The 14,087-nt window shown below is 44.8% G+C and carries 14 protein-coding genes; 3 read left to right on the top strand and 11 right to left on the bottom strand.

Features of this window, described 5'->3' with window-relative positions:
* Nucleotides 1-2: 2 nt before the first annotated feature.
* The 8 genes from AS030_RS13385 to AS030_RS13350 all read right to left on the bottom strand — a co-directional run bounded on the left by AS030_RS13385 (nucleotide 3) and on the right by AS030_RS13350 (nucleotide 7,257).
* On the bottom strand, nucleotides 3-1,133 hold the full coding sequence (locus AS030_RS13385; RefSeq protein WP_061972381.1) for a muconate cycloisomerase family protein: 1,131 nt from the start codon (nucleotides 1,131-1,133) through the stop codon (nucleotides 3-5).
* Nucleotides 1,130-1,777, bottom strand: coding sequence for a 3-oxoacid CoA-transferase subunit B (locus AS030_RS13380; RefSeq protein WP_061972380.1), 648 nt, complete (start codon nucleotides 1,775-1,777; stop codon nucleotides 1,130-1,132). The genes AS030_RS13385 and AS030_RS13380 overlap by 4 nt, the downstream gene beginning before the upstream one ends.
* Complete coding sequence (locus tag AS030_RS13375) at nucleotides 1,770-2,459, bottom strand: CoA transferase subunit A (RefSeq protein ID WP_061972379.1); 690 nt, start codon at nucleotides 2,457-2,459, stop codon at nucleotides 1,770-1,772. Before AS030_RS13375 ends, AS030_RS13380 begins: the two co-directional genes overlap by 8 nt.
* 5 nt (nucleotides 2,460-2,464) lie before the next feature.
* Nucleotides 2,465-3,187, bottom strand: a complete 723-nt coding sequence (locus AS030_RS13370) for a carboxymuconolactone decarboxylase family protein (RefSeq protein ID WP_061972378.1) — start codon at nucleotides 3,185-3,187, stop codon at nucleotides 2,465-2,467.
* Nucleotides 3,188-3,410: 223 nt separating this feature from the next.
* The gene (locus tag AS030_RS13365) at nucleotides 3,411-4,271 is read right to left on the bottom strand and encodes an alpha/beta fold hydrolase (RefSeq protein ID WP_061972377.1); all 861 of its coding nucleotides are present in this window, start codon (nucleotides 4,269-4,271) and stop codon (nucleotides 3,411-3,413) included.
* A 26-nt stretch (nucleotides 4,272-4,297) separates the two neighbouring features.
* The gene (locus AS030_RS13360; protein ID WP_061972986.1) at nucleotides 4,298-4,867 is read right to left on the bottom strand and encodes a non-oxidative hydroxyarylic acid decarboxylases subunit B; all 570 of its coding nucleotides are present in this window, start codon (nucleotides 4,865-4,867) and stop codon (nucleotides 4,298-4,300) included.
* Nucleotides 4,867-6,357, bottom strand: a complete 1,491-nt coding sequence (locus tag AS030_RS13355; protein ID WP_061972376.1) for a UbiD family decarboxylase — start codon at nucleotides 6,355-6,357, stop codon at nucleotides 4,867-4,869. The genes AS030_RS13360 and AS030_RS13355 overlap by 1 nt, the downstream gene beginning before the upstream one ends.
* A gap of 72 nt (nucleotides 6,358-6,429) precedes the next feature.
* Complete coding sequence (locus tag AS030_RS13350) at nucleotides 6,430-7,257, bottom strand: MerR family transcriptional regulator (protein ID WP_061972375.1); 828 nt, start codon at nucleotides 7,255-7,257, stop codon at nucleotides 6,430-6,432.
* A 192-nt stretch (nucleotides 7,258-7,449) separates the two neighbouring features.
* On the opposite strand from AS030_RS13350, the gene AS030_RS13345 reads away from it, so the two are divergent.
* Entirely contained in the window at nucleotides 7,450-7,776 is a 327-nt protein-coding gene (locus tag AS030_RS13345; protein ID WP_061972374.1) for an ArsR/SmtB family transcription factor, read from the top strand.
* Between the two features lie 49 nt (nucleotides 7,777-7,825).
* A complete protein-coding gene (locus AS030_RS13340) occupies nucleotides 7,826-8,344 on the top strand; it encodes an SRPBCC domain-containing protein (RefSeq protein WP_061972373.1) in 519 nt (172 codons plus the stop codon).
* 51 nt (nucleotides 8,345-8,395) lie between these two features.
* On the opposite strand, the gene AS030_RS13335 is transcribed toward AS030_RS13340, so the two are convergent.
* A complete protein-coding gene (locus AS030_RS13335; protein WP_420889653.1) occupies nucleotides 8,396-10,087 on the bottom strand; it encodes a glycoside hydrolase family 13 protein in 1,692 nt (563 codons plus the stop codon).
* A gap of 191 nt (nucleotides 10,088-10,278) precedes the next feature.
* Between AS030_RS13335 and AS030_RS13330 the strand changes: the two genes are divergently transcribed.
* Nucleotides 10,279-10,482, top strand: a complete 204-nt coding sequence (locus tag AS030_RS13330; RefSeq protein ID WP_061972371.1) for a hypothetical protein — start codon at nucleotides 10,279-10,281, stop codon at nucleotides 10,480-10,482.
* A gap of 129 nt (nucleotides 10,483-10,611) precedes the next feature.
* On the opposite strand, the gene AS030_RS13325 is transcribed toward AS030_RS13330, so the two are convergent.
* Nucleotides 10,612-12,195, bottom strand: coding sequence for a response regulator (locus AS030_RS13325; protein WP_061972370.1), 1,584 nt, complete (start codon nucleotides 12,193-12,195; stop codon nucleotides 10,612-10,614).
* Nucleotides 12,176-14,011 carry a sensor histidine kinase gene (locus AS030_RS13320; RefSeq protein ID WP_061972369.1) on the bottom strand — a complete coding sequence of 612 codons (1,836 nt, stop codon included), beginning with the start codon at nucleotides 14,009-14,011 and terminating at the stop codon, nucleotides 12,176-12,178. Before AS030_RS13320 ends, AS030_RS13325 begins: the two co-directional genes overlap by 20 nt.
* Between the last annotated feature and the right edge of the window lie 76 nt (nucleotides 14,012-14,087).

The raw sequence follows: 14,087 nt of genomic DNA, 5'->3' as shown, positions 1-14,087 counted from the left end.
TTTTAAATGGTGCTTCCCACGAATTCCCTTGCATAATGCTTAAGTTTTTCTTTGTCCACTTCCAGTCCAAAACCAGGTCCTTCCGGTATTTTCAGTTGGAATTTTTCATAGTCAAGATCATTTAATGTAACATTGTCCTTAAACAGCAGCGGACCAAAAAGCTCTGTTCCAAAACTCATCTCCGGAATCGTGGAATAAAGCTGGGCGCAGATGGCTGTCCCGAGCGTCGATTCAATCATCGTCCCTCCATACAGCGGAATGCCTGATGCTTCGGCAATGGCAGCGATTTTCTTGGTCGCCGTCAATCCACCTGCTTTAGCCGGCTTTAATGCAAAAACATCTGCGGCCCGGTGTTTGGCGATCTGATAGGCATCCTGAACGGTTCCCAGTGATTCATCAGCCATCACCGGTACTTTAAACCGGGAAACCAACCGGGTCATTCCTTCATTGTTCCAGGCGGCAAGCGGCTGTTCAATCAAATCCACACCGCCTGCTTCCAGAGCCTCAATGCAATAGAGTGAAGTCGCCTCATCCCATGCCTGGTTCACATCGACGCGGACACTGGCTTGATCCCCCACCGCCGCTTTGATCTTAGTGACATGTGCCACATTTTCCTTCGGATCTCCCTTTCCAATTTTCAACTTGAAGATGTTATGCTTTTTCAGTTGCAGGCAGTTCTGCGCTTCTTCGATGTCTTTGCCGGTATCTCCTGATGCAAGGGTCCAGGCAACGGACAGCGAATCATGGCATTTGCCGCCAAACAGCTCATATGCTGGTATGTTTTTCGACTTTGCGACCAGGTCAACGACAGAAGATTCAACCAACGCTTTGGCAAAATAATTGCCTTTCACATTCGTGCTGATGTAGTGGGAAAGGGCATCAAAGTTGGTAGGGTCCTTTCCAAGAATCAATGGTGTAATGTATTTTTCGGCGGTTAATTTTATCGATTCCGGGCTTTCCTCGCCATACGAAACCCCTCCGATGGTGGCTACTTCTCCCCATCCTTCCAGGCCATCGGTGCTTTTTACACATGCCATCACAATCGTCTGAGTGACGATCGTGTGCATTGAAAGGTGATGGGGACGAATGGTCGGCAAATCAAGAATATATACATGGAGCGAATGAATCTTCACAGTGCCCCCTCCTTCAGGCGGATGGAAAACTCCGCCTCTGTTTTTTCTTTTACCTCATCAAGGGTGGCACCCGGCATGAGTTCCACAAGCTCCAGCTTTTTCTCCTTCACTTCAAAAACGGCCAATTCCGTAATGATCATATCCACACTTCTTGTAGACGTAATTGGAAATGTGCATTCTTTTAACAGCTTGCTGCTGCCATCCTTCGCCGTATGCGTCGTCGTAACGATGACCTTTTTGGCTCCGACGAGCAGGTCCATGGCACCGCCGACTCCCATGATATTTTTTCCTGGAACGGCCCAGTTCGCGATCTTACCCGATTGGTCCATCTGCAGCACACCGAGTATGGCGACGTCCACGTGTCCGCCGCGAATCATGCCAAATGATTCAGCACTGTTAAAAAAAGAGGCACCGATCGTTTCACCGACCGGCAGCTTGCCGGCGTTCACCAGGTTCGGATCCTTGTTTTCTTCGTCTACATCCGTCACGCCGAGCAACCCGTTTTCGGTGTGAAAATAGACTTGTTCATCATCAATATACTTTGCAACCAGGGTGGGAATCCCAATCCCGAGATTTACCACACACGGTCCGTTAAGTTCCTTTGCCGCCCGTCTTGCAATGGATTCCTGTATTTCGTTAGCCATGAGAGACAACCCCTTCGTTTGTGAGAATCTTGGATGCCAAAAGGATGCCATCAACAAAGAGATGCGGCGTTACAATTTCTTCTGGAGACAATTCTCCCGGTTCCACAATCTCATCAACCTCTGCAATGACCACATCTGCGGCGGTCGCCATGACCGGATTGAAATTCCTGGCCGTTTTGTAATAGACAAGATTTCCAAGCGTATCGGCTTTCCAGGCTCTGATCAGTGCCACATTAGCACGGATGGCCTGTTCAAAAATATACCTTTCGCCATTGATTTCGCGTTCTTCCTTATTTTTGGCCAGTTCCGTTCCGACGCCTGTTTTGGTGTAATATCCTCCGATGCCGGCCCCTCCTGCCCGGATCGATTCTGAAAGGGTCCCTTGAGGGAGAAGCTCCAGTTCAATTTCGCCTCGTTGGTAGGCATCCCCGACATCCCGGTTGCTTGTAAAATAAGAGCCGATTCCTTTTTTGATCTTTTTCTCTCCCAGCAAAATCCCCAGGCCCTTGCCCTTTTCACCAAGATTATTGCTGATGATCGTTAAATCCTTTACATCCTTGTTTGTGAGCGCATCGATTAATGTTAGTGGAGCACCAATCAGTCCAAATCCCCCGACCATGATCGTGTCACCCGTTTTAACGGCTTCAAGAGCTGACGTGCCATCCGGCAGCAATTTTGTCATGTTAATCATCCTTTGATTTCGGTTAATGAATCACTTGCTTCAAACCACGCGGGAATTCCTGCGGTCAATAAGCAGATGAATCCTGTATCTGCAAGCTCTTCTTCGGTTGCTCCGCACTCCCTTGCCTTCTCCATCCATTTACCGGCCTGTTTTCCCTTTAGTTCTGTAATATAAATACCTGTCATTAAAATGTGTTTTAGCTTTTGGGCAACTACAGCCTCACTTAAAATGAAGCTATCCACTTCCTGCTCTTCACCTTCCCTGATCAGGTTAAGCACCTGTTGAGCAAATGCGGAGTCCTCATTACCCAGCAGCCCGATCATGTGAGACATCAGTTCCTCTGTGGTGTGCTCACCCGCTGCCAGAGGGGTAAAGTCCCGGTCCTTCAATGTAAGAGCGTATTCCAGTGACTTAACACCTGTTTTAAGCGCCCCGTTACCGTTATACAGGTAAGGAACGATGAGGTACTCGGCAAGCTCGGAAAGGGTTGCACCATAGTCCAGCGCTCCTTTTGTGTGATAGATCATGCTTCTCTCATATAATCGTGCAGCATTCATGCCCACAAGAAGAATGTCTTTTTCCTTTCTTGATAATGCTCCGTCCTGCATGATGTCGCTGCGCAAGCTTGTATAATGGTCCAATGCGGCCGGCCGGTAATCATGCATTTTCTGAACCCAGCCGGGAACCACATCGTACACTTCCTTAAAGTAGGATAACCCTGTCGCCATCTGCCTCACCTTCCTGTGATGTATTACCTTGAATAAAATCAAAGCGTTTTCATTGTTGCCAACAAAAAAGGCCGTCTTAAACATTACTATCTAAATATTAGATAGCAAGTGTTCAAGACAGCCGGAAGTTCACTAGTTTAGTATTAAAAAAGGGCATTTTTTAATCGCTAATGAATAGGCAATCATTTTTAATTACCATTATAGTACAACAAAATTCCGAAGATTACAACAATTGATTGTGCACTTTGCTAGCTATTTTTGTTAAGAAAGTCAAAATCGCTTTATTGATTTCTTCACGGTTTTCAAACACCATAGTGTAATGGTTGCAGTCTGAAGTTACATTTTCAAGATCTTCAATGTGCTTTCTGGTCTCGTCATAAGCTTCTGCATAAAAGAGCGGCGGAAACGTGCCGATCGCCCCGCTGGCATGGACGAGCAAAACCGGGCAGGTTACTTTTGAACAGATCTCCTCCGGCACAAAGGAATAAAAGCTATTAAAATCAGATTCAATGGCCACCTCTGAAGACTTGTTCTCCCAATGTCCATTCACTTCATGTGTCTCATATTCTGCCACACTTTTCAAATGATCGGTCCAGGTGACACCAAGGCGTCCATAGATTTCCTTAAGCTCTTTGATATATTGTTCCTGAGTTTCATAGGTTTTACTCAGCCTGCTAAGGGATGGCTGCACAATATCCCGCTGCTGCTGAGTGCATGCCGCAGCCCCATCCAGTAATATCACGCCTTTCACGTCCTCCATCTCGCTTGCGACTACAGCTGAAATAAAAGCTCCCATGGAGTAACCGAGTAAGAGGGGTTCCTCAATTTTCAACTCTTTAATGAGTGTAATGATATCCTCCGCATGCTGAAAAAGACTGGTGTTCTCATCTGCTGCTGAACTGTTTCCTCTGCCTCTCAAATCCACCGCAATGACGCGGTAATCCCCTTTGAGCTTTTCGGCATAATAGTGCATTTGTTTATGATTGCCGGTTAATCCATGAATGGCAATGATCGTGCCCTTGCTCCCTGGATAGTCCGCATACTGCATGGTTCTTGTACCTAATGATAGTTGTTTAAGCTGCATGATTTCACTCCGCTCTTTCGGTATTTTTATTGGCGATTCCCAAGCCCTTGCCACCTTTTCGCTTCATTACGCACGATGCCAAACTGGTCGAGCATCCTGTACACCTGATGATCAATCAGGTCCTCGAGTGTTTCCGGAAGATTATAGAAAGCGGGCATCGGTGGAAAGATAATCGCTCCCATTCTTGAAAGCTCCGTCATGTTTTCCAAATGAATCGTATTTAACGGGGTTTCCCTTGTCATCAACAGCAATTTCTTCCGTTCCTTCAGCATGACATCCGCTGCTCTTGAAATCAGGTTATCTGCCAAACCGATTCTTATTGAAGCCAGCGTCTTCATATTGCATGGTGCGACGATCATGCCATCGATCCGGAACGATCCGCTTGAAATTCTTGCGGCCTGATCCTTGTTCGAATAGAAAAAATCGGCCATTCCTTCGACGTCTTTAATAGAATAGGAGGTTTCATGTACAATCGTCGTCCTCGCCCAAGAAGAAAGCACAAAATGCGTTTCCACTCCCGCTTCCTTCAATTTTTCAAGGAGACGGATTCCAAATACCGCACCCGTTGCTCCGGTGATCGCTACAATGATTTTCATCAACTTTTGAATAAATCCGGAGCAAAGCGGCTCGGATCCACTTCTTTAAATTCTGCCCGTTTAAAATGTTCCTTTAGATGAAATGGCACGGTACAGTCGAAGATCATTTTGCACGAAACCCCTTTTTGATGGATGGTATGACTGTATTCCGGGCTTTGTGAAGGATCGAGCGGATGGCAGCGGACCCCTGGCAGCATCATCGTATCCACATCACCCTGAAAACGGGTATTCAGGGCCCACATCACATCGTTGCTGTCAAAGAGATCCACATCCTCGTCCACGATGATAATATGCTTTAACTCGGAAAAGGCGGAAAATGCTAGCAGTGCAGCTTGCCGCTGGCGGCCTTCGTCTGCAGGAAGGCTCTTTTTAAACTGCAAGACCGCCATGTATTTCCCTCCGCCGGATGAATGGGCATACACGTTTAAGAGTTTTCCCGGCATGGCTCGGTCCACCATTTGCAGTATGCTGGCTTCGGTTGGAATGCCTGCCATATTGACATGCTCTTCACTTGGTCCGATGACCGTCTGCATAATGGGATTTTTGCGATGGGTTACAGCCTTCACTTTGATCAGGGGAAGCTCCGCTATTGCAGGCCCTGTGTAACCCGGAAATTCAGGCATAGCTTTGCCTGTGTTTGTATTCTGATCTTCCCTTACCCTTACGTTTGGAATCAGCTCGCCTTCAATTACATATTCCGCATTGGCAATCGCTTTTTCATCGATAGTCAGGCAAGGAACCAGTTCCACCGCCTCTTTCCTGATGGCTCCTGCAATGCTTAATTCATTGAAGCCAAGCGGCGTGGTTGGCGGTTCAAAGCAAGCCGCAATTTCAATCGCCGGATCTACCCCGATGCTGATCGAAATCGGCAGCGGTTTTCCTTCTTGTTCTGCCTTAAGCCGGTACGTCTCCAGGTGCCTGCCGGGAACAAAGTACATCGACATTTCGTCTTTGCTTTGCAGGCATAGTCGGTGAATGGTCACGTCCGACTCTGCCGTTTCGGTATCTGATGCATAGCACATGCCCATTGTGATATAAGGCCCTGCATCCTCTTCCGTGTTCGTTGGAGCAGGAATGAGCTTGCGGATATCAAATCCGGGTTCGTCCGCATAATGCACCACTTCCTGGGCCTTTGCTTTTTCATTCGGGATGGTTACCGGCTGTATGGGCGCTTTGACCGCTTCATTCAGCAGGAAGCCAAGGCGGTCCGCCGGTGTATCAAGCAGAAGGCCTACGCGTTCTCTGCTTGCGAGCAGCCCGATGATAACACTAGCATCCTCATGGCCTATAACATGATTAAACAGCATGGCAGGACCGATTTGCGTCGGCCGTTTGACCGTTCCCCCTGCACCAACATGACGGTAGACGCCTGAAAGCTCCGCATGCGGATCCACGGGTTCGCTTGTTTCAATCAACTGCTCTGGAACCGTTTTCAAAAGTTCGAGAGCTGACCTTAAGTCCGTTACTTTTACCTTGGTTGTTGCAGGCATAGTAAAACCTCCCAGTAATTTGTCTATACCTTTATGCTAAGGTGTATAACAGCTATACAGTCAATAAAAACATCAAACCATTTTTTCTACAGGAATTTGCAGCTGGCAAAAATCCACATTCTGTTCGGTTTCATAAAATGTTGTATCAAGCAGACAGGCGTCTATGACATCTCCTGTAATCCGGTAGCCCTGTTCCTCTATCCACTGAACCAGTTCCTTCAGACATTGCGTCTCATAAGGCATCCCATATTTATACATGCAGGCATACTGCCCCGCTGGCAAAATCCTGAGTTGTTCCGTAACCGTATCGTCCAGAGGAAGCGCTGTAAAAATGCCCGCTCCCTTAAAAACCTGATTGGTTCCCAACTGGTCTTTCAAAATCAGAGTACCAAACCCATCTGATGGAAGCATTTCCTGTTGGCTAAGGATATGCCAGGCTTTCATGAGTGTAACGTGAAGCTCCTTTCTGCAAATCTCATTTTCAAAAGGAACGAACACGACCTTCCTCTCCGGAAATTGCTCAATGACCGGCTGATCCAGATCACTTTTAAAACGGGAGGCCTCCGAATATTTCCCCAGCCTCTGCTGAATGAACATTTTTGCTTTTTGCAGCGAATCGATCTCCCGTTGAAGCAAGTCATGATGATATTCCAATAAAGAGATAGCAGAAGTCAGGTTGCGGTTCCCGATATGCTCTTTGATATCATTCAGCTTAATGCCGATGGATTTTAAAAAGCAGATTTCACGCAAAAACGGTATCTGCTCTGCCGCATAAAAACGATAACCGTTTTCATCAATATGTACAGGCTGAAACAGCTCAATCTTATCATAATAAATGAGGGTTTGCCTGGAAACTCCATGAATGGAAGCCATTTCGCTTATTGAAAAATACCGTTCCAAAACGATTATCTCCTTTTTTATTTTGTTTGTATTATTTTGATCAGCATGTTCGATACCAATAATGTTCCTGCATTTTCAGCTTTCTGTTCTCCATTATAAACAAAATTAAAAATATTTCCTAAATTCATCTAAATATTCCTTTACAAGAATATTCCTATCGAGGTATATTAGTAATGAAAGGAGACACCTGATATGAGCGCGAACATCAATGCCACCTTATCTGCACTTGCCGAGCCTAAGCGCCTCCAGATTGTTGAGCTATTACGTGAAGGTCCCCTTACAGTAGGGGAGATCGCAGAAAAGCTGGAGCTTCTCCAACCTCAGACGTCGAAACATCTTGGTGTTTTAAATAAAGCGGGTCTTGTTGAGGTCAAAGCTCAAGCAAACATGCGGATTTACAAGCTGTGCCAGCAGCCGTTCAAAGATTTGGATGGATGGCTTACCTCCTTCGAGCATGTATGGGAGGAACGATTTGACCGTTTGGATGAGTATTTGCAAAAGCTTCAAGGAAAAGACTGATCCTCGTTTCAAGAAAAGCAGTGACTAACCATTTAGGAGGAAAATGATCATGTCCCACTCTTTAAAAACGAGCACTGAAGGCCGAGTATTAGTTGTGGAGAGAGTCTTTGACGCCCCAAGGAATCTTGTTTTTCAAGCCTTTTCTGATCCCAAACACCTGGCGAACTGGTGGGGGCCAAAAGGCTGGCAGACAGAAATACGGGAATTTGATTTTAAGCCGGGCGGTGTGTGGTATTACTGCATGAAGTGCACGGACAAAAATCAGGGAGAGTTTTACGGTCAGGAATCCTGCGGCAAAGCATTTTACGAGGAGATTGCAGCTCCTGAAAGGCTTGTATACAAAGACACCTTCGTGGACAGCAACGGCAATCGCATGGAAAACATGCCAGAGCTTCTGATCACGATGGAGTTTGTTGAACAGAATGATAAAACAAACGTCATTACCCGCACTACCTTCGCAACGGAAGAAGCACTGCAGCAGGTCAAAGAGATGGGCATCATTGAAGGTGTTACCTCCCAATACGAACGGTTGGATGAATTTTTGGAAAAGACACTGGTTGATCAGTAATAAGCATAAACAAGAGGCCGCATACCTTTCTTGGTACACGGCCTCTTGTTATTAGCTTAAGAGATAAACCCTCGTTTCATAAGGCTGAAGGGCAATCTGCTTAGACAGCATAGTGTCTGTCACCTTGTAATTGTTGAGCACCAATTGTGATGATTCAAATGCCAGATCGTCCGGCACTTCAAACTCTGAAGGCTGGCCACTGAAATTGTTGATGACGATGGCACATTTGTCATCAAGTGTTCGCGTATAAACAAAAAGTTCAGGATGATCCTCAAGCAACAATTCGTATACGCCGTATACCCAGATTGGATTGTCCTTGCGCATCGTGATCAATTTTTTGTAAAAGCTTAAAATGGAATCCGGGTTGTTCCATTGTCCTTCTACATTAATTTCTTTGTAATTCGGATTAACACCGAGCCACGTTTGATCACCGGTCGTAAAGCCTCCCATATGTTCAGCATTCCACTGCATTGGGGTACGGGAATTATCTCGCCCTGTTTTCCAGATGATGTTCATGATCTCGTCATGCGAGCGGCCCTTTGCCATTTCGATGCGGTAATAGTTAACCATTCCCACATCATTGTAGTCTTCTATCGAAGGAAACTGAACGTTGGTCATGCCAATTTCCTGGCCCTGATAAATGAACGGTGTTCCTTTCATAAGAAAGTACAGTGCTCCCAGCATTTTGGCGCTTTCTGACCAATAGTTCTGGTCGTTCCCCCATGTGGAAACACGGCGAGGCTGGTCATGGTTTTCGATGAAAAGCGCATTCCATCCTCTTCCCTCAAGCCCTGTTTGCCACTTGCTTAACACCTTCTTCAGCCCAGCAACATCAACGCCCTCTTCCGCATCTTTATCCCAAAGGTCCAGAAACTCGAACTGAAAAATCATATTAAAATGGCCATTGTCTTCGCCGACCCATTTTTCAGCTTCTTCAATTTTTACACCATTGGCTTCTCCAACTGTCATAACATCGTATTTCTTAAATGTTTTTTGTGAAAGCTCGGTGAGCCATTCATCAATGCCTTCCACGTTCATCATAAACGGAAAACAGGAGACACACTCCAGCTCGTCAGGATTCTCCATATCTGGAAAGCCCGGTTCTTTTTTGATGTGTGAAATGGCATCTACGCGAAAACCGTCGATTCCCTTTTCAAGCCACCAATTCACCATGTCATAAAGGGCATCTTTCACCTCCGGATTCTCCCAGTTCAGGTCAGGCTGACGTTCGGAGAAAATGTGCATGAAATATTGGTCGGTTTGTTCATCATACTTCCAGGCCGGCCCGCTGAAAATGGACTCCCAGTTGTTTGGCGCTTTTCCATTCTTTCCATCACGCCAGATATACCAGTCCCGCTTTGGATTATCTTTGGAAGAACGCGATTCAATAAACCATGGATGCTCATCACTCGTATGATTGATCACCAGGTCAAGGATCAGCTTCATGCCCCGCTTGTGCACTTCCGCCAGCAGCTCATCAAAATCTGCCAATGTACCGAACTCATTCATTATGTCCTGATAATCCGAAATATCATAGCCATTATCGTCGTTGGGTGACTTAAACATCGGGCAGAGCCAGATGACGTCAATCCCAAGTTCTTTTAAATAATCAAGCTTTGTTGTTACGCCTTTCAAATCCCCGATTCCGTCGCCGTTGCTGTCCATAAAGCTGCGGGGATACACTTGATAGATGACACTTTCTTTCCACCATATTTTGCTCATGTCAAACCTCCAACTTTTCATCAAAAACTTTTTCCTGTCCATTTTACATTTTAGAGAATCAACAGCGTAATGAAACGGCTTACATTGACGGATAAGGTGGAATATATTGAACCCTGTTTTCCATGGGTTAACGGCATTGAATCCCTGTTGCCGTAACCAATAATTTCCTTTATAATTAACTTACAAAATATTCTAATAAAGGGGGAGATTTGATGAGTACGTCGGAACGCTTGGTTAATCCTCCATTCTTTTATGATGGAAGAGGTAAAGCTTCTGCTGCTGTAAAAAACACAGCCAGCATCGCCAAAAAACAGATAATCTCTGCTGCCGCAAGAAAATGCATTGGAGCCAATCCTTATCTCACCCAGACGGAAGACACAGTGATTTTAGAATGGAAACGAGCGCTTAAACGTTGAAGACCTTTCTGTCAGAAAGGTCTTGTTTAATAGTATGACTTTTGGTGATTCACTAGCAACTAACTGGCTAACTGACCAAGGCGGAAGTGATCCTGATCATTTCAACATCTTCTTTAAAAGCTATAGTGTCTATTTTACTGAATATTGATCGCGGTATTCATTTGGGGTAATGCCCTCTACCTTTTTGAATACCTTACGGAAATATTTATCATCCTGATAGCCGATCATGTTCGCAATTTCATAGATTTTCAGGTCACTGTTTTTTAATAAGGATTTTGCTTTGTTCATGCGGATTCTTACCAAATAATCCGAAATGTTAACATTGAGCTCCTGCTTGAATTTCCTCGAAATATACTCCCTGCTGATGTAAAAATGGTCCGAAATTTCCTGAAGTTTTACATCCCGGTCAAAGTGGGACTGCAAATACTTTTCAATCTCATGTATGATGTTGCCCTTTTGTTTTGAAGCCTTCTTTACTTTTTTCAGAAAGACGGAAATTTCCCGGCGGATTCTTTTTTTGTAGTCTTCCAGATTAAACGTGCCCCCGGCATCAAAATAGGGATCAATCCGTTTTTCAATGCTTTCACTTGAGCCGATCGGAATATTGTAATGCTTGAACCATGTGTTGCTGATCACCTGATATTCGTTTTCAAAATGCAGCAACTGCTTCAATGACAAATATCCGTTCTCGGTAAAATCGTTTGTCACATCCTCAATGAGATCGTCAAACGCTTCAATTCGTCCAGCCATCATGCCCCCTTCAATGTCGGAACTATAAGACATCAGGCTTTTCGGTGAGATAACTTGTACCGTATCCGGTCCATAGACCCGCTTTTCTTTCCGCTCCAACAGATTACTAGAAAGCAGCACTTGCTTGGCATGCTGATACGATTGCAGCAACCCGGCGGTACCAGTAACTGCTTCCCCGATGGCAATCGGGCAGGAACGATTCAATACCCTCTTCAGTGTCTGATGAATCTCGGACAGACGTTCCTCGATCTGGTCGAGCTTGTTCCAGAAAATCATAACAATTTCGCCCTTGCTGGAGAGGTAGCGGAAGCCGATCCCGCAGTCACAGTCCATAAGAATTTCATTGATCACATTTAAAATTGTAAAGTAAGCAAGATCTCTGTCTCCCTGAAACGATTTAATCGTTTTGCCATCCAGCCGCATAAGAGCAACCATATAGGTTTGAGACAATTGAAAGCCAAGCTCTTTGTACAGCTCATCCTTGATACTGTCACTGCTTACAAGCTGGGTAAGCTTCCGGTCACGAAATACAGGTTTCATTTCATTGATCATCTGGTAGCTGCTATCCTTGCTTTTGCGATCAGCTTCTTCTTTCTTCCATTCCTCTACTGCGTTTTTCAACGTTTGATTCAGGATTTCCGGATCAATTGGTTTAAGAAGGTAGTCGTAGCTCCCAAAATGAATTGCTTTTCTCATATAGTGATAATCATCATAACCGGTTACTACAACGGTTTTGCTTTTCGGCTGATTCGTCTTAATCCATTCAAGAAGCTGCGTGCCATCCATCTTTGGCATTTTCATATCGGAAAATATAATCTCTGGCCGGTGCTCTTGAATCAAACGGATGGCATCTTCCCCATTTTCGGCTTCATAAAATTCACCGATACCGTTTTCTTCCCAGGCACCAAGCAGCCGGATTCCATCCCGGACGTGTTTCTCATCATCAATAATCAAGACTTTCATGATTGTTCACCTCTTTTGGCATTACCCTGGGGATCTCAATGGTCACTGTAAAGCCTCCGGCATCCCCGCTTTCCACCGACATTTTTGCCTGATTGCTGTAATAGATCTGAAGCCGGTCATAAATGTTTTTTAACCCGATGGCTTCGCTGCGTTCTTCTTCAGATGGACTTTCCTCGAAAAGCGCACCCCTCAAGTCCTTTAATTGCTGCGTATCAATGCCCCTTCCGTTATCGCTCACGGACAGCTTAATTTTTTCTTCATCCATGGCATGCGCTTTGATCGTGACGGCCGCTTCCTCGATCTGCTGGTCAAAGCCGTGCTTGAAGCTGTTCTCCACAATGGGCTGTAAAATCATTTTCGGAACCAGAACCTGTTCCACTTCTTTTTCAACCTGAAGCTCATATTCAAATTTGTCTTCGAACCGCTGCTTTTGAAGCACCAAATACGATTTTACATGCCTCAGCTCCAGGTTCAATGGAACAACATCTTCTTTCATGTTCATGCTGTACCTCATGATGTTGGATAAGGAGGTTAACAACGAATAGACAGACGCAGCATTCGATTTAAGGGCCAGCGTACCAATGGACTGAAGTGCATTGTAAAGGAAATGAGGGTTGATCTGAGAATGCAGCACCCTGAGCTGAGATGATTTATTTTCAATCTCCAGTTTGTATTCCCTGTCGATTAGCTGATTGATCTTGGTGATCATCGATTTGAAGTTGCGGCCAAGCATGCCGATTTCATCATTCCCCAACGAATCGAAGTCAGCTTCGAGTTCCCCATTTTCCACCTTTTTCATGTTGTTGCTTAATACTTTTATCGGCGCGGTCAGTTTAAGTGAAACAAATAATGTCGCCAAAAGAACGATGATCAACGTTATAATGCCGATAAAAATATTCATCAATGCGGTTTCCCTTGCGCTCTGATAAAGAACGTCATACGGAATTCTTTTTACAATATACCAGTTTTTATATGGAGCCGAAAAACGCTCGTACACAATCTCTCCCGAAAATTTGTTGTCCTGCCATTCCAGGCTTTTGCTGCTTTTATCACTGCTCTTTACATGGTGGAACCATTTTTCTTTATTTTTGTTGCCAATTTGTTTTTCATTGGACGAATAAACGATATTCCCTTGGTCATCCATAATGTACAGATCTTCAACACCCTTTGTATACAGCCGGTTTGACAGGGAGCTAATCTTTGAAAGGTTAATATCAATCGACAGGAAGCCAAGAAACTTATCGGATGGAACATCACGAATAATATTATGAAAGCTCAAGACTTTTTTCTTTTCAGAGTCTGGGATATCTGACAAATGATTATAAGGATAAATTTTATGCGGCGGCTCAATGATGGAAAACGTGCTGTTCTTTTTCAATTGAGCATAATACGGATGTGAAAAAATGTTCTCATACTTCCCTCTTCCGCTGATGGAAGAATGAAAATTGGTATACGAATCTTTTTCTTTATCGATATACAGATGCATCTGTTCAATTTCTGGACGAGTATTAAATAAATAGGCGAGCAGCCGTCGAACCTCTTCCTGGTTGTTGTTGAAGTCGGCCGATACTCCCCCCCTCATTACATTCATAAAAGGAGTATACCGGTATAAAACCGTTCCCATATCTGCGACTTCATCAAAGTATGCAGCCAGGTCCTCTTCCCCTTTTTGAATTAAATCATGGTTTGTGGAAACAAAGCGGTCATTGAGAGCTTGTGTGGTTTGATAATACGTGACGGCAATCGAGGTTCCAAACGGAAGCACGGTTGCTACAAGCAATAAGATGATGAGTTTCTTTCGGATCCCCCACTGCATACCAATTTGGTCAGCTATACTTTCGGCTAACCTTCCTCCCTTGAATTATATTGCTTACAGATTTTTCTTTATTGTA

The sequence above is a fragment of the Fictibacillus enclensis genome, assembly GCF_001457035.1.
GTDB classification, from domain to species: domain Bacteria; phylum Bacillota; class Bacilli; order Bacillales; family Fictibacillaceae; genus Fictibacillus_C; species Fictibacillus_C enclensis.
This window is presented reverse-complemented; position numbering and strand designations above follow the sequence as displayed.